The 18483-nt window shown below is 70.2% G+C and carries 19 protein-coding genes; 16 read left to right on the top strand and 3 right to left on the bottom strand.

Going from position 1 to position 18483, the window contains the following annotated elements; all coding sequences use genetic code 11:
* Window positions 1-50: 50 nt before the first annotated feature.
* From prmC to EIZ62_RS09645, 16 genes are all read left to right on the top strand, one after another.
* Window positions 51-932: a peptide chain release factor N(5)-glutamine methyltransferase gene (gene prmC / locus EIZ62_RS09720; RefSeq protein ID WP_208827849.1), complete on the top strand. Its 882-nt coding sequence runs from the start codon at window positions 51-53 to the stop codon at window positions 930-932.
* A gap of 28 nt (window positions 933-960) precedes the next feature.
* Window positions 961-1608: an L-threonylcarbamoyladenylate synthase gene (locus EIZ62_RS09715; protein ID WP_156692308.1), complete on the top strand. Its 648-nt coding sequence runs from the start codon at window positions 961-963 to the stop codon at window positions 1606-1608.
* Window positions 1605-2243 carry an arsenate reductase/protein-tyrosine-phosphatase family protein gene (locus EIZ62_RS09710; RefSeq protein ID WP_156692307.1) on the top strand — a complete coding sequence of 213 codons (639 nt, stop codon included), beginning with the start codon at window positions 1605-1607 and terminating at the stop codon, window positions 2241-2243. Before EIZ62_RS09715 ends, EIZ62_RS09710 begins: the two co-directional genes overlap by 4 nt.
* A gap of 103 nt (window positions 2244-2346) precedes the next feature.
* Window positions 2347-3633 carry a serine hydroxymethyltransferase gene (locus EIZ62_RS09705; protein ID WP_156692306.1) on the top strand — a complete coding sequence of 429 codons (1287 nt, stop codon included), beginning with the start codon at window positions 2347-2349 and terminating at the stop codon, window positions 3631-3633.
* 105 nt (window positions 3634-3738) lie between these two features.
* Window positions 3739-5061 carry an MraY family glycosyltransferase gene (locus EIZ62_RS09700; protein ID WP_156692305.1) on the top strand — a complete coding sequence of 441 codons (1323 nt, stop codon included), beginning with the start codon at window positions 3739-3741 and terminating at the stop codon, window positions 5059-5061.
* 262 nt (window positions 5062-5323) lie between these two features.
* Complete coding sequence (locus tag EIZ62_RS09695) at window positions 5324-5761, top strand: Cg1360 family ATP-synthase-associated protein (protein ID WP_156692304.1); 438 nt, start codon at window positions 5324-5326, stop codon at window positions 5759-5761.
* Between the two features lie 225 nt (window positions 5762-5986).
* Window positions 5987-6811 carry a F0F1 ATP synthase subunit A gene (gene atpB, locus EIZ62_RS09690; RefSeq protein ID WP_156692303.1) on the top strand — a complete coding sequence of 275 codons (825 nt, stop codon included), beginning with the start codon at window positions 5987-5989 and terminating at the stop codon, window positions 6809-6811.
* A 72-nt stretch (window positions 6812-6883) separates the two neighbouring features.
* Window positions 6884-7111, top strand: coding sequence for an ATP synthase subunit c family protein (locus EIZ62_RS09685; protein WP_156692302.1), 228 nt, complete (start codon window positions 6884-6886; stop codon window positions 7109-7111).
* A gap of 53 nt (window positions 7112-7164) precedes the next feature.
* Window positions 7165-7701, top strand: a complete 537-nt coding sequence (locus EIZ62_RS09680; protein WP_156696304.1) for a F0F1 ATP synthase subunit B — start codon at window positions 7165-7167, stop codon at window positions 7699-7701.
* Entirely contained in the window at window positions 7698-8513 is an 816-nt protein-coding gene (locus tag EIZ62_RS09675; RefSeq protein ID WP_156692301.1) for a F0F1 ATP synthase subunit delta, read from the top strand. The genes EIZ62_RS09680 and EIZ62_RS09675 overlap by 4 nt, the downstream gene beginning before the upstream one ends.
* A gap of 128 nt (window positions 8514-8641) precedes the next feature.
* Window positions 8642-10240, top strand: coding sequence for a F0F1 ATP synthase subunit alpha (atpA, locus tag EIZ62_RS09670; protein ID WP_156692300.1), 1599 nt, complete (start codon window positions 8642-8644; stop codon window positions 10238-10240).
* 20 nt (window positions 10241-10260) lie between these two features.
* The gene (locus EIZ62_RS09665; RefSeq protein WP_156692299.1) at window positions 10261-11202 is read left to right on the top strand and encodes a F0F1 ATP synthase subunit gamma; all 942 of its coding nucleotides are present in this window, start codon (window positions 10261-10263) and stop codon (window positions 11200-11202) included.
* Window positions 11202-12656 (top strand): F0F1 ATP synthase subunit beta, encoded by a 1455-nt coding sequence (gene atpD / locus EIZ62_RS09660; protein ID WP_156692298.1) that lies wholly within the window; start codon window positions 11202-11204, stop codon window positions 12654-12656. Before EIZ62_RS09665 ends, atpD begins: the two co-directional genes overlap by 1 nt.
* A 152-nt stretch (window positions 12657-12808) precedes the next feature.
* Window positions 12809-13183: a F0F1 ATP synthase subunit epsilon gene (locus EIZ62_RS09655; protein ID WP_156692297.1), complete on the top strand. Its 375-nt coding sequence runs from the start codon at window positions 12809-12811 to the stop codon at window positions 13181-13183.
* Between the two features lie 122 nt (window positions 13184-13305).
* A complete protein-coding gene (locus EIZ62_RS09650; protein WP_156692296.1) occupies window positions 13306-13785 on the top strand; it encodes a DUF2550 domain-containing protein in 480 nt (159 codons plus the stop codon).
* Window positions 13786-13847: 62 nt separating this feature from the next.
* Window positions 13848-14612 carry a 4'-phosphopantetheinyl transferase family protein gene (locus tag EIZ62_RS09645; RefSeq protein ID WP_208827847.1) on the top strand — a complete coding sequence of 255 codons (765 nt, stop codon included), beginning with the start codon at window positions 13848-13850 and terminating at the stop codon, window positions 14610-14612.
* Here the strand turns inward: EIZ62_RS09645 and EIZ62_RS09640 are convergent, their stop codons facing one another.
* From EIZ62_RS09640 to EIZ62_RS09630, 3 genes are all read right to left on the bottom strand, one after another.
* On the bottom strand, window positions 14613-16472 hold the full coding sequence (locus tag EIZ62_RS09640; protein ID WP_156692294.1) for a glycoside hydrolase family 18 chitinase: 1860 nt from the start codon (window positions 16470-16472) through the stop codon (window positions 14613-14615). It abuts the gene before it with no gap.
* Window positions 16473-16606: 134 nt separating this feature from the next.
* A complete protein-coding gene (locus EIZ62_RS09635; RefSeq protein ID WP_156692293.1) occupies window positions 16607-17272 on the bottom strand; it encodes a response regulator in 666 nt (221 codons plus the stop codon).
* Window positions 17269-18480, bottom strand: coding sequence for a sensor histidine kinase (locus EIZ62_RS09630; protein ID WP_156692292.1), 1212 nt, complete (start codon window positions 18478-18480; stop codon window positions 17269-17271). The genes EIZ62_RS09635 and EIZ62_RS09630 overlap by 4 nt, the downstream gene beginning before the upstream one ends.
* Between the last annotated feature and the right edge of the window lie 3 nt (window positions 18481-18483).

Here is an 18483-nt window from a genome sequence, read left to right as displayed (position 1 = left end):
CCGTAACGACCGACCGCACCACACACACCCGCTCAGCCCGGAGGACCAGCGTGCAGCAACATATTGGGGGGCGACCCCCAAGCCCTCGCAGTGTGCTGCTTGCCGAGGTGGCCCAGGCCACCCAGCGGCTGGCCGACGCGGGCGTGCCCTCCCCGCGTTTCGACGCCGAGGAGCTCGCCGCGTTCGTGCACGGCGTCAAGCGGGGCGAGCTGCACAACGTCAAGGACGCGGACTTCGACGCCCGCTACTGGGAGACCGTCGCCCGCCGCGAGGCCCGCGAACCGCTCCAGCACATCACCGGGCGGGCGTTCTTCCGGTACCTGGAGCTCCAGGTCGGGCCCGGCGTCTTCGTGCCGCGCCCCGAGACCGAGTCGGTCGTCGGCTGGGCCATAGACGCCGTACGGGCCATGGACGTCGTCGAGCCGCTCATCGTCGACCTGTGCTCCGGCTCCGGCGCCATCGCGCTCGCCATGGCCCAGGAGGTGCCGCGCTCGCGCGTGCACGCCGTGGAGCTGTCCGAGGACGCCCTGGTGTGGACGCGGAAGAACGCCGAGGGGTCCAGGGTCACCGTCCACCAGGGCGACGCCCTCACGGCCCTCCCCGAGCTCGACGGCCAGGTCGACCTGGTCATCTCCAACCCCCCGTACATCCCCCTCACCGAGTGGGAGTACGTCGCGCCCGAGGCCCGCGACCACGACCCGGAGATGGCGCTCTTCTCCGGCGAGGACGGCCTCGACACCATCCGCGGCATCGAGCGCACCGCCCACCGGCTGCTGCGCCCCGGCGGCCTCGTCGTCATCGAGCACGCCGACACCCAGGGCGGCCAGGTCCCGTGGATCTTCAACGAGGAGGCCGGCTGGGCGGACGCCGCCGACCACCCCGACCTCAACAACCGCCCGCGCTTCGCGACCGCGCGCAAGGCGACGCCATGACAGAGCACGTGTACGAGGAGGCCCCCTGATGGCACGGCGATACGACTGCAACGACGCGACCGACCGCACGACCGGCCTGCGTGAGGCCGCGTCCGCCGTCCGCCGCGGCGAGCTCGTCGTGCTGCCCACCGACACCGTGTACGGGATCGGTGCGGACGCCTTCAGCGGCGAGGCCGTCGCGGACCTGCTGGAGGCCAAGGGGCGCGGCCGCAACATGCCCACCCCCGTGCTGATCGGCTCCCCGAACACCCTGCACGGCCTCGTCACCGACTTCTCCGAGCAGGCGTGGGAGCTGGTCGACGCCTTCTGGCCCGGCGCCCTGACGCTGGTCGCCCGGCACCAGCCGTCGCTCCAGTGGGACCTCGGCGACACCCGCGGCACCGTCGCCATCCGCATGCCGCTGCACCCCGTCGCCATCGAGCTGCTCACCGAGGTCGGCCCGATGGCCGTCTCGTCCGCCAACCTGACCGGGCACCCCGCGCCGGAGGACTGCGACGCCGCGCAGGGCATGCTCGGCGACTCCGTGTCCGTGTACCTGGACGGCGGCCCGACCCCCGGCATCGTCCCGTCGTCGATCGTCGACGTCACCGGCGAGGTCCCGGTCCTGCTGCGTGCGGGCGCCCTGTCCGTCGACGAGCTGCGCAAGGTGGTACCCGACCTCGAGGTGGCCAATTGACCGCCCCTGAGGGGCGTGGCATAGGCACGGATAACGCGTTCCGCATCCTCCACGTCAGCACCGGCAACGTCTGCCGCTCGCCCATCACCGAGCGGCTGACCCGCCATGCCCTGTGCGACCGCCTGGGCGACCCGATGGGCGGCGGCCTGATCGTGGAGAGCGCCGGCACCTGGGGCCACGAGGGCGCCCCCATGGAGGCCAACGCCGAGATCGTCCTCGCCGACTTCGGCGCGGACGCGAGCGGCTTCGTCGGCCGCGAGCTGCTCGACGAGCACGTCATCCGCGCCGACCTGGTGCTGACGGCGACCCGCGACCACCGCGCGCAGGTCATCTCGATGGGCCACTCGGCGGGGCTGCGGACGTTCACGCTGAAGGAGTTCACCCGGCTGGTCCGGGCGATAGATCCGGCCACGCTGCCGGACCCCCGCGACGACGGCATGGTCGAACGCGCCCGCGCCCTGGTCCGCGCCGCCGCGGCGCTGCGCGGCTGGCTCCTCGCCCCCAGCGCGGACGCGGACGAGGTCAACGACCCGTACGGCGCGCCCATCACCTTCTTCCGCTCCGTCGGCGACGAGATCAACCAGGCCCTGGACCCGGTGGTCACGGCCCTGACAGGGGTGCCGACCCGGCATTGAGCCGTGGCGCCCGCCCCGCAGCACGCGTGGCGCCGGCGGGGCGTTTCGGTGGGGGCGGGCCTACATTGGGGGTGACGGGGCCCGTCCACGCCTGGAGCCACTGATGCCGGTCACCGCTGCCGCCGAGGTGCGGACGACGAGAGATGCGTACGAGGCGGATGCCGACGTCCTGCGACGGCGGGATCCCGAGATCGCCGACGTCCTGGCGGGGGAGGGGGCGCGGCAGGCCGACGGCCTCCAGCTGATCGCCGCCGAGAACTTCGCCTCGCCCGCCGTGCTCGCCGCGCTCGGCTCACCGCTCGCCAACAAGTACGCCGAGGGCTATCCCGGCGCCCGCCACCACGGTGGCTGTGAGTACGCGGACGCCGCCGAGCGGATCGCCGTGCGGCGGGCCACCGAACTGTTCGGGGCCGAGCACGCGAACGTGCAGGCGCACTCCGGCTCCTCCGCCGTCCTCGCGGCGTACGCGGCCCTGCTGCGGCCCGGCGACACCGTGCTGGCGATGGGCCTGGCGTACGGGGGCCACCTGACGCACGGGTCGCCGGCGAACTTCTCCGGCCGCTGGTTCGATTTCGTGCCGTACGGCGTGGACGCCGAGTCCGGGCTCATCGACTACGAGCAGGTCCGGGCCCTCGCGCACGAGCACCGCCCGAAGGCGGTCGTGTGTGGCTCGATCTCGTACCCCCGGCACATCGACTACGCCGCGTTCCGGGAGATCGCCGACGAGGTCGGGGCCTGCCTGATCGCGGACGCGGCGCACCCCATCGGGCTGGTGGCCGGCGGCGCGGCGCCCAGCCCCGTCCCGTACGCCGACGTCGTCTGCGCGACGACGCACAAGGTGCTGCGCGGTCCGCGCGGCGGTCTCCTGCTGTGTGGCGCGGAGCTCGCCGAGCGCGTCGACCGGGCGGTGTTCCCGTTCACGCAGGGCGGCGCCCAGATGCACACGATCGCCGCCAAGGCGGTGGCCTTCGGGGAGGCGTCGACGCCGGCGTTCACGGCGTACACCCATCAGGTGGTGGTCAACGCGCGCGCCCTCGCCGACGCGCTCGCGCAGGAGGGCTTCGCGGTCACCACGGGCGGCACCGACACCCACCTGATCACGGCCGATCCGGCGCCGCTGGGCGTCGACGGGCGGGTCGCCAGGGCCCGCCTCGCCGCCGCGGGCATCGTGCTGGACACCTGCGCCCTGCCGTACGGGGACGGGCGCGGCATCCGGCTCGGCACGGCGGCCGTGACGACCCAGGGCATGACCGCCCCGGACATGGAGCGGATCGCCGCCCTGTTCAGCGCGGCGCTGCGGCAGGAGGACCCGGAGGCGGCCGGAACGGCCGGGAACGTGCGCGGCGAGGTGCGTGAACTGGCCGACCGCTTTCCCCCGTATCGGGGGTAGAAGGAGCCCGTGCAACCGTTCGCCGCCCCCTGGTGTCCTCGACCATGGGGACAGCAGAGCTAGGGTGTGGGGCTGAGATGGCCAGCGATTCCTGTGGGGCAGCCCGTGCGTGATTACCTGCTGACGCTCTGTGTCACGGCCGCGGTGACCTATCTGCTGACCGGTCCGGTGCGGAAGTTCGCCATCGCGGCCGGAGCGATGCCGGAGATCCGCGCCCGCGACGTGCACCGAGAACCGACGCCGCGGCTCGGCGGCATCGCCATGTTCTTCGGGCTGTGCGCGGGGCTGCTGGTCGCGGACCACCTGTCCAACCTCAACAGCGTCTTCGAGCTGTCCAACGAGCCCCGGGCGCTGCTCTCCGGGGCGGCCCTGATCTGGCTGATCGGCGTCCTGGACGACAAGTTCGAGATCGACGCCCTGATCAAGCTCGGCGGCCAGATGATCGCCGCGGGCGTGATGGTCATGCAGGGTCTGACGATCCTGTGGCTGCCCATCCCCGGTGTCGGCACGGTCGCGCTCACCCAGTGGCAGGGCACCCTCCTGACGGTCGCCCTGGTCGTCATCACCATCAACGCGGTGAACTTCGTCGACGGCCTCGACGGCCTGGCCGCCGGCATGGTGTGCATCGCCGCCGCCGCGTTCTTCCTGTACGCCTACCGGATCTGGTACGGCTTCACGATCGAGGCGGCCGCCCCGGCGACGCTGTTCGCGGTGATCCTCATGGGCATGTGCCTGGGCTTCCTGCCGCACAACATGCACCCGGCGCGGATCTTCATGGGCGACTCCGGCTCGATGCTGATCGGCCTGGTGCTGGCCGCCTCCGCCATCTCGATCACCGGTCAGGTCGACCCGGACGCGCTGAAGATCTTCGAGGGTTCGACCCGTGAGGCCACGCACGCCGCGCTGCCGGTCTTCATCCCGCTGCTGCTGCCGCTGACCATCATCGCGATCCCGGTGGCGGACCTGGTGCTGGCCATCGTGCGCCGTACCTGGAACGGCCAGTCGCCGTTCGCGGCCGACCGGGGCCACCTGCACCACCGGCTGCTGGAGATCGGGCACTCGCACAGCAGGGCGGTGCTGATCATGTACTTCTGGTCGGCGCTGATCGCCTTCGGCACCCTGGCGTACTCGGTGCACTCGGCGTCGATGTGGATCGTCCTGGTGATCGTGGCGCTGAGCGCGATCGGGCTGGTGCTCCTGCTGCTGCCGCGCTTCACCCCGCGCGCCCCGCGCTGGGCGGAGTCGTTCGTCCCGCCCCGCTACCGCCGTCGCGCGGTGCGGCCGGCGGAGCCGGAGCAGGCGCCCGGGTCGTCGTCCGAGACCGGTGACGAGGAGCCCGTACCGGTGCCGGCGGGGGTCAACGGGGCGACCGCGCTCAGTGCCCTTCCCGAGCTCCACGACCGGCGGAAGGCCGGAACGCGCGGTTGACGTCGGGCTCGGTTCGGTCCATTACCAGACAAACCAGCCCGCTGTCGCGCACACACGCGCGGGGTCACTCTCATGTGTGAGAGTTGGCACACCTCTGGGTAAAGACCTCATCAAATAGTTTGTGATACCGTTCACGAGACCCGGCGACAGAGCCGAAGGACCGTAGTGCGACGGTTCCTCAGCCCCGAGAGCACGCCTCGGACCGGGCTTACGCTCGTCCATGACGACACCACTGCCCCCACCAGCAAGCGGAGATGCCGCCATGCCGTCCACTGACGTCCGCACCCTCCTGCACACCGCCGTACCCACGCTTGTCGCCGGCGCGATCGCGACCGTCGTCAGCGGTGTGGTCGCCGGTGGACAGGGAGCGATCGGTGCCGTCGTGGGGACGCTCGTGGTCGTCCTCTTCATGGGGATCGGGCTGGTGGTGCTCCAGCGGACCGCAAAATCTCTTCCGCAGCTGTTCCAGGCCATGGGGTTGATGCTCTACGTGGCCGAACTGCTGCTGCTGTTCATGTTCATGGCCCTGTTCAAGAACACCACGCTGTTCGAGTTCAAGGCCTTCGCGTTCACGATCGTCGGGGCGACCCTTGTCTGGGTCGCGGCTCAGGCCCGCGCCCACATGAAGGCCAAGATCCTTTACGTGGACGACCCGTCTGACAAGGGCTCGAAGCCCGAGAAGACGGGCCCGTCGGCGTGAGGGGTAGGGCCGGGATAAACGCGCGTTCGCGATGCTGCTATCGTCCGGTGCCAACTGCGGCACTGCGGGCGCGGCCGACCGAGCTGACGCCTGTCCCAGCGCGAGGCTCGACGCCGAACCGCCGCCCCCCCATCCGTAAGACCAGTCCAGTGCCGACCCGCGGCTGCGTGCCGCGCCGACACAACGAGGTTGCCGTACCTATGCGCCACGCTGAAGGAGCCCGCGGTGAGTGCTGACCCGACGCAGGTGCTCGCTTTCGAGACCGACTGCCACATCTTCGACGGTTGTGGTTTTCCGGGCCCGGGCCTGCACTCGTTCATGTTCGAGCCGCTCTGGGGCAACGCCGACGGCGACGGGCTTTACTTCAACAAGGTGATGCTGCTGGCCCTGCTCGGCAGCATCATCATCGTGGCCTTCTTCTGGGCGGCCTTCCGTAAGCCGAAGATCGTCCCCGGCAAGCTCCAGATGGTCGCCGAGGCGGGCTACGACTTCGTCCGACGCGGCATCGTCTACGAGTTCATCGGCAAGAAGGAGGGGGAGAAGTACGTCCCCCTGATGGTGTCCATCTTCTTCTTCGTCTGGATGATGAACCTCTGGTCGGTCATCCCGGTCGCGCAGTTCCCGGTGACGTCGATCATCGCCTACCCGGCTGCCATGGCGGCGATCGTCTACATCCTGTGGATGACCCTCACGTTCAAGAAGAACGGCTTCGTCGGCGGACTCAAGAACCTCTCCGGCTACGACAAGTCCCTCGGCCCGGTTCTGCCCCTGGTGATGGGCATCGAGCTCCTCTCGAACGTGATCCTGCGGCCCTTCACCCACGCAGTACGACTCTTCGCGAACATGTTCGCCGGCCACACGCTGCTGCTGCTGTTCACGATCGCGAGCTGGTACCTGCTGAACGGCATCGGCATCGCCTACGCGGGCGTGTCGTTCGTCATGGTCATCGTGATGACCGCCTTCGAGCTTTTCGTGCAGGCGGTCCAGGCGTACGTCTTCGTCCTCCTGGCCTGCAACTACGTGCAGGGCGCGCTCGCCGAGCACCACTGAGCCAACCTGCCTCACCGCCCCAACGTCCGGTGGCCAACCCCCATCGGTTCTGAAAGAGAAGGAAGAACTGGCATGTCCCAGACCCTTGCTGCTGTCACGGGCTCCCTCAGCTCGGTCGGTTACGGCCTCGCCGCCATCGGCCCCGGCGTCGGCGTCGGCATCATCTTCGGCAACGGCACCCAGGCCCTGGCCCGTCAGCCCGAGGCTGCCGGTCTGATCCGCGCCAACCAGATCCTCGGCTTCGCCTTCTGTGAGGCGCTCGCCCTCATCGGCATGGTCATGCCGTTCGTCTACTCCTGACCGAGTAGCGACGACCAGCCTCTTAGACGAAAGGCACTGATGTGAACCTCGCCATGATCCTGGCGCAAGAGGGTGAGAAGGAGAATCCCCTCATCCCGCCGTGGCCTGAGGTGGTCATCGGTCTGATCGCTTTTGTCATCGTCTTCGCGTTCCTCGCCAAGAAGCTCCTCCCGAACATCAACAAGGTTCTGGAAGAGCGCCGCGAGGCCATCGAGGGTGGCATCGAGAAGGCCGAGGCGGCTCAGATCGAGGCCGAGAGCGTTCTGGAGCAGTACAAGGCCCAGCTCGCCGAGGCGCGGCACGAAGCTGCCCGTCTGCGCCAGGAGGCGCAAGAGCAGGGCACCGCGATCATCCAGGAGATGAAGGCGGAAGGCCAGCGCCAGCGCGAGGAGATCATCGCGGCCGGCCACACCCAGATCGAGGCCGACCGCAAGGCCGCGGCGACCGCGCTGCGCCAGGACGTGGGCAAGCTCGCCACCGACCTGGCCGGCAAGCTGGTCGGCGAGTCCCTCGAGGACGTCGCCCGCCAGAGCCGCACCATCGACCGCTTCCTCGACGAGCTCGAGGAGAAGGCCGAGGCCGCCCGATGAACGGAGCGAGCCGCGAGGCACTGGCTGCCGCGCGCGAGCGTCTCGACGCGCTGACCGACAACACGTCGGTCGACGTGGCGAAGCTCGCCGGTGAGCTGGCCGCCGTTACCGCGCTGCTCGACCGCGAGGTGTCGCTGCGTCGGGTCCTGACCGACCCGGCGCAGGCCGGCGAGGCCAAGGCCGCGCTGGCCGAGCGACTGCTGAGCGGTCAGGTGGGCGGGGAAGCCGTCGACCTGGTCTCCGGCATGGTCCGGTCCCGCTGGTCGTACTCGCGTGACCTCGTCGACTCCCTCGAGGAGCTGGCGAACACCGCGGACCTCACCGCGGCGCAGAAGGGCGGCACGCTCGACGGCGTCGAGGACGAGCTGTTCCGGTTCGGCCGGATCGTCTCGTCCAGCACCGAACTGCGGGCCGCGCTGACCGACAAGTCGGCCACCGCGTCCGCCAAGAGCGAGCTGCTGCGCAGCCTGCTCGGCGGCAAGGCCGACCCGGCCACCGAGCGACTGATCGTCCGTCTCGTCACCCAGCCCCGGGGACGTAGCCTGGAGGCGGGACTCGAGTCCCTGTCCAAGCTCGCCGCGGCGCGCCGGGACCGGATGGTCGCGGTCGTCACCTCGGCGGTGCCGCTGAGCGACCAGCAGAAGCAGCGTCTCGGCGCGGTACTGGCCAAGCTGTACGGCCGCCAGATGCACCTGAACCTGGACGTGGACCCCACGGTCCTCGGCGGGATCTCGGTGCGGGTCGGTGACGAGGTCGTCAACGGCACCGTCGCGGCCCGGCTGGACGAGGCGTCCCGACGCCTGGCCGGCTGACCAGCACCAAACAGACAAAGCGTTACCTACGGCCCGGTTGGGCCGTGCAGAGGATGCAGAAGTTCTGGGGGGAGCCCCCAGATCCCCCAAAGAAACTTCGGGCCCAACAAGGAGAGCAGGGAACCCAGATGGCGGAGCTCACGATCCGGCCGGAGGAGATCCGGGACGCGCTGGAGAACTTTGTCCAGTCGTACAAGCCGGACGCGGCCTCGCGCGAGGAGGTCGGTACGGTCAGCCTTGCCGGCGACGGCATCGCGAAGGTCGAGGGTCTGCCCTCGACCATGGCGAACGAGCTGCTGAAGTTCGAGGACGGCACCCTCGGCCTCGCCCTCAACCTCGAGGAGCGCGAGATCGGTGCCATTGTCCTCGGTGAGTTCAGCGGCATCGAGGAGGGCCAGCCGGTCACCCGCACCGGCGAGGTCCTGTCCGTCGCCGTCGGCGAGGGCTACCTGGGCCGGGTCGTCGACCCGCTCGGCAACCCGATCGACGGTCTCGGCGAGATCGCGACCGAGGGCCGCCGCGCCCTCGAACTGCAGGCACCCACGGTCATGCAGCGCAAGTCGGTGCACGAGCCGATGGAGACCGGCTACAAGGCCGTCGACGCCATGACCCCGATCGGCCGTGGTCAGCGTCAGCTGATCATCGGCGACCGCCAGACGGGCAAGACCGCCCTGGCCGTCGACACGATCATCAACCAGCGCGACAACTGGCGCTCGGGCGACGTGAACAAGCAGGTCCGCTGCATCTACGTCGCCATCGGCCAGAAGGGCTCCACCATCGCGTCCGTGCGCGGCGCGCTGGAGGAGGCCGGTGCCCTGGAGTACACGACCATCGTCGCCGCCCCGGCGTCCGACCCGGCCGGCTTCAAGTACCTGGCGCCCTACACCGGCTCCGCCATCGGTCAGCACTGGATGTACCAGGGCAAGCACGTCCTGATCATCTTCGACGACCTGTCGAAGCAGGCCGACGCCTACCGCGCCGTCTCCCTGCTGCTGCGCCGCCCGCCGGGCCGCGAGGCCTACCCGGGTGACGTCTTCTACCTGCACTCCCGTCTGCTGGAGCGCTGCGCCAAGCTCTCCGACGAGATGGGCGCGGGTTCGATGACCGGTCTGCCGATCGTCGAGACCAAGGCCAACGACGTCTCGGCGTTCATCCCGACCAACGTCATCTCCATCACCGACGGCCAGTGCTTCCTGGAGTCCGACCTGTTCAACGCCGGCCAGCGTCCGGCCCTGAACGTCGGTATCTCGGTCTCCCGTGTCGGTGGCTCCGCCCAGCACAAGGCCATGAAGCAGGTCTCCGGCCGGCTCCGTGTCGACCTGGCCCAGTTCCGTGAGCTGGAGGCGTTCGCCGCCTTCGGTTCCGACCTGGACGCCGCGTCGAAGTCGTCGCTGGAGCGCGGCAAGCGCATGGTCGAGCTGCTGAAGCAGCCGCAGTACCAGCCGATGGCGACCGCCGACCAGGTCGTGTCCGTCTGGGCCGGTACCACGGGCAAGATGGACGACGTCCCGGTCGTGGACATCCGTCGCTTCGAGCGCGAGCTGCTGGACTACCTGCACCGCGACCACAAGGGGCTCATGGACTCGATCCGCGAGGGCGGGAAGATGTCCGACGACACCCTCACGGCCGTGGCCGACGGCATCGCCGCGTTCAAGAAGCAGTTCGAGACCTCGGACGGGAAGCTGCTGGCCGAGGACGCCCCGGCCGCCGCCAACGTCTCGAAGTGACGACGGAAGGGACCTGACTCATGGGAGCGCAGCTCCGGGTCTACAAGCGTCGCATCAAATCCGTCACGGCGACCAAGAAGATCACCAAGGCGATGGAGATGATCGCCGCCTCGCGCATCGTCAAGGCGCAGCGCAAGGTGGCGGCCTCCACGCCGTACGCGACCGAGCTCACCCGCGCGGTCACCGCGGTGGCCACCGGGTCGAACACCAACCACCCGCTGACCACCGAGACGGACAACCCGACCCGGGCCGCCGTGCTGCTCGTTACGAGCGACCGCGGTCTGGCCGGCGGCTACTCGTCCAACGCCATCAAGGCCGCGGACCAGCTCACCGAGCGGTTGCGCGGCGAGGGCAAGGAGGTCGACACGTACATCGTCGGCCGCAAGGGTGTGGCCTACTACGGCTTCCGTGAGCGCAAGGTCGCGGACTCGTGGACCGGCTTCACCGACAGCCCGAGCTACGCGGACGCCAAGGCGGTCGCCGCTCCGCTCATCCAGGCCGTCACCACGGAGACGGCCGAGGGCGGGGTCGACGAGCTGCACATCGTCTTCACCGAGTTCGTGTCGATGATGACGCAGATGCCCGTACAGAACCGGATGCTCCCGCTCAGCCTCACAGCAACATCAGCGGCTGACGCCGCGGGGGCCGCGGAGCAGACCGGATCCAAGGGCGAGATCCTTCCGCTGTTCGACTTCGAGCCGTCGGCCGAGGACGTCCTCGACGCCCTGCTGCCGCGGTACGTCGAGAGCCGTGTCTACAACGCGCTGCTGCAGGCCGCCGCTTCCGAGCACGCTGCCCGCCGCCGCGCGATGAAGTCGGCGACCGACAACGCCGGAGACCTGATCAACAGCCTCTCCCGGCTTGCCAACGCGGCCCGCCAGGCCGAAATCACCCAGGAAATCAGCGAGATCGTCGGTGGCGCGAGCGCCCTGGCCGACGCGACCGCGGGGAGTGACAAGTAATGACCACCACTGTTGAGCCGACCGCTCCTGCTGGCGTGGCCACTGGCCGCGTCGCGCGGGTCATCGGCCCGGTTGTCGACGTGGAGTTCCCCGTCGACGCGATGCCCGAGATCTACAACGCGCTGCACGTCGAGGTTGCCGACCCGGCCGAGGACGGCAAGAAGAAGACGCTGACCCTGGAGGTCGCCCAGCACCTGGGTGACGGCCTGGTCCGCACCATCTCGATGCAGCCCACCGACGGCCTGGTCCGCCAGGCCCCGGTGACCGACACGGGCAACGGCATCACCGTCCCGGTCGGCGACTTCACCAAGGGCAAGGTGTTCAACACCCTCGGTGAGGTGCTGAACCAGCCCGAGGAGAACGCCAACGTCGGTGAGCGCTGGCCGATCCACCGCAAGGCCCCCGACTTCGACCAGCTCGAGTCCAAGACCGAGATGTTCGAGACCGGCCTGAAGGTCGTCGACCTTCTCACCCCGTACGTCAAGGGTGGAAAGATCGGTCTGTTCGGTGGTGCCGGTGTCGGCAAGACCGTGCTGATCCAGGAAATGATCATGCGTGTCGCCAACCTCCACGAGGGCGTCTCCGTCTTCGCGGGCGTCGGTGAGCGCACCCGTGAGGGCAACGACCTCATCGCGGAGATGGAAGAGTCCGGCGTTCTGGACAAGACCGCCCTGGTCTTCGGCCAGATGGACGAGCCCCCGGGCACCCGTCTGCGCGTCGCCCTGGCCGGTCTGACCATGGCGGAGTACTTCCGCGATGTGCAGAAGCAGGACGTGCTCTTCTTCATCGACAACATCTTCCGGTTCACCCAGGCCGGTTCCGAGGTGTCCACCCTGCTCGGCCGTATGCCGTCCGCGGTGGGTTACCAGCCGAACCTGGCCGACGAGATGGGTCTGCTGCAGGAGCGCATCACCTCGACGCGTGGTCACTCGATCACCTCGATGCAGGCGATCTACGTCCCCGCGGACGACCTGACCGACCCGGCCCCGGCCACCACCTTCGCCCACCTCGACGCGACGACGGTTCTCTCCCGTCCGATCTCCGAGAAGGGCATCTACCCGGCCGTGGACCCGCTGGACTCCACGTCCCGGATCCTGGACCCGCGCTACATCTCCGAGGACCACTACGCCGCGGCCACCCGCGTCAAGGGGATCCTGCAGAAGTACAAGGACCTCCAGGACATCATCGCGATCCTCGGTATCGACGAGCTGGGCGAGGAGGACAAGCTCGTTGTCCACCGTGCCCGTCGCGTCGAGCGCTTCCTGTCGCAGAACACCCACGCCGCCAAGCAGTTCACCGGCGTGGACGGTTCGGACGTGCCGCTCGACGAGTCGATCTCCGCGTTCAACGCGATCTGCGACGGTGAGTACGACCACTTCCCCGAGCAGGCCTTCTTCATGTGCGGTGGTCTCGAGGACCTCAAGAAGAACGCCAAGGAGCTCGGCGTCTCCTGAGTCCCGTGACTCGTGAAGGGGGGCGGGTCTCGTCCCGCCCCCCTTCGTACGCCCTGCTTGACCAAGGGGCCCGGCGTTCGTGCGCCGGGCGTCCTACTAGACTTATGACCCAACACCCGGCACACGCCGGGTGGTGACCCGAGGAGCCACCCTTGGCTGCTGAGCTGCACGTCGAGCTGGTCGCCGCGGACCGGAGTGTCTGGTCCGGCGGGGCCACCCTGGTCATCGCGCGCACCACGTCCGGCGACATCGGCGTCATGCCCGGCCACCAGCCGCTGCTGGGTGTGCTGGAGTCGGGCCCGGTGACCATCCGTACGAGTGAGGGCGGGACCGTCGTCGCCGCCGTGCACGGCGGTTTCATCACGTTCGCGGACGACAAGCTGTCGCTGCTCGCCGAGATCGCCGAGCTGGCGGACGAGATCGACCCCCAGCGCGCCGAGCGTGCGCTGGAGCGCGCCAAGGCCGAGTCGGACGCCGCCGCCGAGCGGCGCGCCGATGTCCGGCTGCGCGCGGTGGCGGTGCGATAGCACCGCCCCGACAGTTGTGCCCTCAGCCGCGGCCCGGTCTGGAATCATCCAGACCGTGCCGCGGCTGAGGTCGATGCAGGTGCAGGGTGTTATTTCGTTGAACGAACGATGCGAGGAGGTCGGTGGAGATGTTCCTCGCTCTGCTGGTGAGCGCCCTGGTCGTCGCCCTGGTGGTGATCGGGCTCTTCGTGTTCGGACTGCGCCGGCGGCTGATCCAGCGCTCCGGCGGCACCTTCGACTGCAGCCTGCGCTGGACCGTCCCCGAGGAGGGTGACGCCGCCTCCCGGACCACCGCCGGGGCCCCCTCGGGCAAGGGATGGGTGTACGGCGTCGCCCGCTACAGCGGCGACCGGGTCGCCTGGTTCCGCGTCTTCTCGTACGCGCCGCGGCCGCGCCGCATCCTGGAGCGCTCCGGCATCGAGGTGCTCGCCCGCCGGATGCCCGAGGGCGAGGAGGAGCTGGCGCTGCTGTCCGACTCGGTGGTGCTGGGCTGTCTGCACCACGGGCGCCGGGTGGAGCTCGCGATGAGCGAGGACGCGCTCACCGGCTTCCTCGCCTGGCTGGAGGCGGCGCCTCCCGGCCAGCGGGTCAATGTCGCATGAATAAAGGCGCCCCGCTGGATGGGGGTACCCCCGGGCGAAGCCTGGGGGAGGGTCAACGTGGCGTGAGCACCGGCATACCGCGCGTGGGAGCGGGGGAGTGCCACGTCTGGTTCGCCGAAGCGGTCGGCGCCGTCCGCGTACCCGGGCTGCTTGAGCTGCTCGACGACCGGGAGCTGGCCCGCCACGACGCCTTCGCCCGGGAACAGGACCGCGCCCTGTACCTGACCGCGCACGCGCTGGCCCGCGAGGTCGTCGCCGAGCAGCTGGGCATGGGTCCGCGCGAGGTGCGGTTCGTCCTGGAGTGCCGCCACTGCGACCGGCCCGAGCCGCACGGGAAGCCGGGGCTCGCCGGATCGCCGCTGGAACTGTCGCTGTCGCACTCGGGGAGCCGGGTGGCGGTCGCGCTGTCGCTCGCCGGCCCGGTCGGTGTGGACCTGGAGGAGATCGCCGCGGGCGACCGGGCGGCGGAGCTGGCGCCGGCGGTGCTGTCCACCGCGGAGCGCGCCGCGCTGGAGCGGCTGCCGGAGGCCGAGCGGGCGGCCGGGTTCACCCGCTACTGGGCGCGTAAGGAAGCCGTGCTCAAGGCGACCGGTGACGGGCTGATGGTGGAGCCGGCCCGGCTGACGGTGAGCGCCCCGGAGGAGCCCGCCGCGCTGCTGGCCTGGGACGACCGGAAGGAGCCGCACCTGCCGGTGCGGCTCCAGGACGTCGACCCGGGCACCGGCTACCGGGCGGCGGTCGCCGTCCTGGGAGCCGAGTGCACCGTGGTGCGCCACGATGCGGCGTACGGCGGGGACGGCACGCTGTACCGCCCCCGCCCTCAGTGACTACTTCAGGCCGTTGCTGATCGCGCCGACCAGTTCGCCGTTGGCGGTGTCACCGCTGAACTCCCAGAAGAACGCGCCGCCCAGGCCCTGGCTCTTCGCCCAGCCCATCTTGGACGTGACCGTCGCCGGGGTGTCGTAGCTCCACCAGTTGGTGCCGCAGTGCGCGTACGCGGTGCCCGCGACCGTCCCGTTGGCGGGGCAGGAGTTCTTGAGCACCTTGTAGTCCTCGATGCCCTGCTCGTAGGTGCCCTGCGCCGGACCCGTCGCGGTGCCGCCCGGCTCCTTCTGCGTGACCCCGGTCCAGCCCCGGCCGTAGAAGCCGATGCCGAGCAGCAGCTTGGCGGACGGCACGCCCTTGGCCTTGAACTTGGCGATCGCCTCGGCGGAGTTGAAGCCCGCCTGCGGGATGCCCGGGTAGGAGGTGAGCGGGGAGTGCGGGGCCGTCGGGCCCTTCGCCGCCCAGGCGCCGAAGAAGTCGTACGTCATCACGTTGTACCAGTCGATGTACTGTGCGGCGCCGCCGTAGTCGGCCGCGTCGATCTTGCCGCCGGGGGAGGCGTCGGCCGTGACGGCGGCGGTGACCAGGTTGTTGGCACCGAACTTGGCGCGCATGGCCTTCATCATGTTCGTGAAGGCCGCCGGGCCGCTGGTGTCACAGGACAGACCGCAGGCGTTGGGGTACTCCCAGTCCAGGTCGATGCCGTCGAAGACGTCGGCCCAGCGCGGGTCCTCGACCAGGTCGTAGCACGACTGGGCGAAGGCGGCCGGGTTCTGCACGGCCTGGCCGAAGCCGCCGGACCAGGTCCAGCCGCCGAACGACCACAGCACCTTGATGTGCGGGTACTGCGCCTTCAGCTTGCGCAGCTGGTTGAAGTTGCCGCGCAGCGGCTGGTCCCAGGTGTCGGCCTTGCCGTCGACGGACTGGTCGGCGGTGTACGCCTTGTCGTAGTCGGCGAACGCGTCACCGATGGTGCACTTGCCGTTCTGGACGTTGCCGAAGGCGTAGTTGATGTGGGTGATCTTCTGTGCCGACCCCGACGTCACCAGGTTCTTGACGTGGTAGTTGCGGCCGTAGACGCCCCAGTTGGTGAAGTAGCCCAGGTTCACCTTGCTGCCGGGGCCGGGGCCCGGGCCCGGGTCGGTGCCGCCGCCGGTGGTGCGCACCTTCACCGAGGCGCTGGCCGGGCCGGTCTGGTCGGCCGTGTCGCGGGCCTGCACGCTGTACGAGTAGTCGGTGCCGGCGGTCAGGGCGGTGTCGGTGTACGTCGTGCCGGTCACCGTGGCGACCTTGGCGCCGTCGCGCAGCACGTCGTAGTTCTTGATGCCCTTGTCGTCGGTGGCGGCGCTCCAGGTGAGCTTCACCGAGGTGTCGGTGATGCCGGACGCGACGGGGGCGCCGGGCGCGGAGGGCGCGTCGTCCCCGGGGACGCTGCCGCCGTCGCAGGAGCCGCCGTTGAGCTTGCAGTTGGCGGGGCTGCCGGGGCCGGAGCCGTTGAAGCCGAAGGAGACGGAGGCGCCGGGGGCGAGGGTGCCGTTCCAGCCGACGTTCTTCGCGGTCCAGTGGTCGCCGTTGTTGGTGACGGTGGCGTCCCAGGCGGAGGTGACCTTGGTCCCGGCGGGGAAGTCCCACTCGACCGTCCAGGAGGACAGCGCGGTGGTGCCGGTGTTCTTGACCGTCCAGGATCCGCCGAAGCCGGAGCCCCAGTCGGAGGTCTTGGTGTACGTGGCGGTCGCCGAGGAGGCGGCCTGGGCCGGGGAGGCGAGGCCGACCATGGCGGCCAGCGGGAGCAGAAGGGCGGTGAGTCCGGCCGTGGCTCTGGCGCGGACTCCCGTTCTGCGCGGTGGTGCTTGAGTGCTCAAGGGGTGCTCCTCAAGTAGCGGACGGACACGGTGGGGGTCGGGCGTCCGTGACTCCGTGAAAGGTGCGCGCGCCGTGAGCGTAGGAAGGTCTGGACCAATCGTCAATAGGTCCAGACCATAGGTGGGAGGTTCGTTCAGACGCCCAACTCCTGTGCCAGCACCGCCGCCTGCACCCTGCTGCGCAGCTCAAGCTTCCCCAGCAGCCGGCTCACATGGGTCTTCACCGTCGCCTCCGCCATCTCCAGACGCACCGCGATCTCCGCGTTCGACAATCCCTCACCCACGCACGACAACACCTCCCGCTCCCGCCGCGTCAGCACGTCCAGCACCGACGGATCCGGCGCGCCCGCCCCGCGCACCGGCCCCGGCGGCGCGGCGAACTCGGCGATCAGCCGGCGCGTCACCGCCGGGGCGATCAGCCCCTCACCGCGCGCCACCGTCCGCACCGCCTCGATCAGGTCCTTCGCCTCCGTGTTCTTCAGCAGGAACCCGGCCGCCCCGGCGCGCAGCGCCCCGAACACGTACTCGTCCAGGTCGAACGTCGTCAGCACCAGGACGTCCGCGAGCTGCTCGCCCACCACCAGCCGGGTCGCCGACACCCCGTCCAGCCGGGGCATCTGGATGTCCATCAGCACCACGTCCGGCCGCAGCTCCCGCGCCAGCCGCACCGCCTCCTCGCCGTCCCCGGCCTCGCCGACCACCTCGACGTCGGGCGCGCTGCCCAGGATCAGCACCAGCCCGGCGCGCACCGCGCCCTGGTCCTCTGCCACGAGTACGCGCACACGTGGGGTTCCGGTCATGCCGACGGCTCCTTGTCGTCCTCCGCCACGGGCAGCTCCGCCCGTACCCGCCAGATCTTCTCCGGCCCGCCCGGCGGCCCCGGCGCCGGACCCGCCTCGAACACGCCGCCCAGCAGCGCGATCCGCTCCCGCATCCCCACCAGACCCGCCCCCGACCCCGGCGCGCGGGGCCCCGGCCGGACACCGAAGGGGCTCGTCACCTCGACGGTCAGTCCGTGCCCGGCCGACCGCAGCGTCACCGTCACCCCGCCCGGGTCCGCGTGCTTGAGCGTGTTCGTCAGCGACTCCTGCACGATCCGGTACGCGGCCAGCTCCACGGGTGCGGGCAGCGAGGCGTCCGCCGCCCGCTCGTCGGCCAGCCGGAAGGTCAGACCGCTGGCCGAACCGTTCATCCCGGCCTGCCGCACCAGGGCGTCCAGACCGTCGAGCGTCGGCGCCGCGGCCGGTTCGTCGTGGCCGCTGCTGTCCCGCAGCAGGCCGATCAGCCGGCGCATCTCGGCCAGCCCGTCCACACTGTTCTCGCGGATCACGCCCAGCGCCTCGCGCGAGGTCTTCGCGTCGTCGAGGGAGAGCGCGGCGGTCGAGTGGATCGCGATCGCCGACAGGTGGTTGGCCACCATGTCGTGCAGCTCGCGCGCCATCCGCGACCGTTCCGCGATCACCGCCTGCCGGCGGTCCATCTCCGCCAGCAGCGCCGTCTGCTCCGCCCGCAGCCGGGCCGTGTCGGCGGCCTGACGGTGATTGCGGACCACCGCGCCCGTGATCGCGGGGAAGAACGTGATCAGTGCCGTCACCACACCGATCAGCAGCGCCTCCGGCTCCCGGAACCAGGCCAGGAACCCGAGCGTCACCGCGATCGTGATCAGCCCCGTCGTCACCGGGATCCGGCGGGCCGAGGCGGGCGGCCCGTACACCACGGCGGCGTACACGATGTCCGCGAACATCACCACCGTCATGATGTTGCCCCGGGTGAGCTGGTCCGCGACGACCGCGAGCGTGCCGACGACCAGCGCCGTGCGCGGCATCGTCCGGCGCACCAGCGCCAGCGCGGTCACCACGAACAGCGGTACGAGCACCACCGGTCCGTCCAGCGGCACCTCGCCGCCCGGCCCCCGCGCGTGGAGCCCGAACGACCACAGCAGCAGGCCGCAGGCCAGCCCGGCGGCGGCGATCAGCACGTCGTCGCGATACGTACGGGGAAGTCTCACCCG

The sequence above is a fragment of the Streptomyces ficellus genome, assembly GCF_009739905.1.
Classification (GTDB): domain Bacteria; phylum Actinomycetota; class Actinomycetes; order Streptomycetales; family Streptomycetaceae; genus Streptomyces; species Streptomyces ficellus_A.
The sequence above is the reverse complement of the archived record's forward strand: the minus strand, read 5'-3'. Positions and strand labels throughout refer to the sequence as shown.

Coding starts and splice junctions, on each gene's coding strand:
- EIZ62_RS09685 (WP_156692302.1), top strand. CDS start 6,884: ATGTCCCAGACCCTTGCTGCTGTCACGGGCTCCCTCAGCTCGGTCGGT.
- EIZ62_RS09665 (WP_156692299.1), top strand. CDS start 10,261: ATGGGAGCGCAGCTCCGGGTCTACAAGCGTCGCATCAAATCCGTCACG.
- EIZ62_RS09680 (WP_156696304.1), top strand. CDS start 7,165: ATGATCCTGGCGCAAGAGGGTGAGAAGGAGAATCCCCTCATCCCGCCG.
- EIZ62_RS09695 (WP_156692304.1), top strand. CDS start 5,324: ATGCCGTCCACTGACGTCCGCACCCTCCTGCACACCGCCGTACCCACG.
- EIZ62_RS09705 (WP_156692306.1), top strand. CDS start 2,347: ATGCCGGTCACCGCTGCCGCCGAGGTGCGGACGACGAGAGATGCGTAC.
- EIZ62_RS09635 (WP_156692293.1), bottom strand. CDS start 17,272: ATGACCGGAACCCCACGTGTGCGCGTACTCGTGGCAGAGGACCAGGGC.
- EIZ62_RS09675 (WP_156692301.1), top strand. CDS start 7,698: ATGAACGGAGCGAGCCGCGAGGCACTGGCTGCCGCGCGCGAGCGTCTC.
- EIZ62_RS09715 (WP_156692308.1), top strand. CDS start 961: ATGGCACGGCGATACGACTGCAACGACGCGACCGACCGCACGACCGGC.
- atpD (WP_156692298.1), top strand. CDS start 11,202: ATGACCACCACTGTTGAGCCGACCGCTCCTGCTGGCGTGGCCACTGGC.
- atpA (WP_156692300.1), top strand. CDS start 8,642: ATGGCGGAGCTCACGATCCGGCCGGAGGAGATCCGGGACGCGCTGGAG.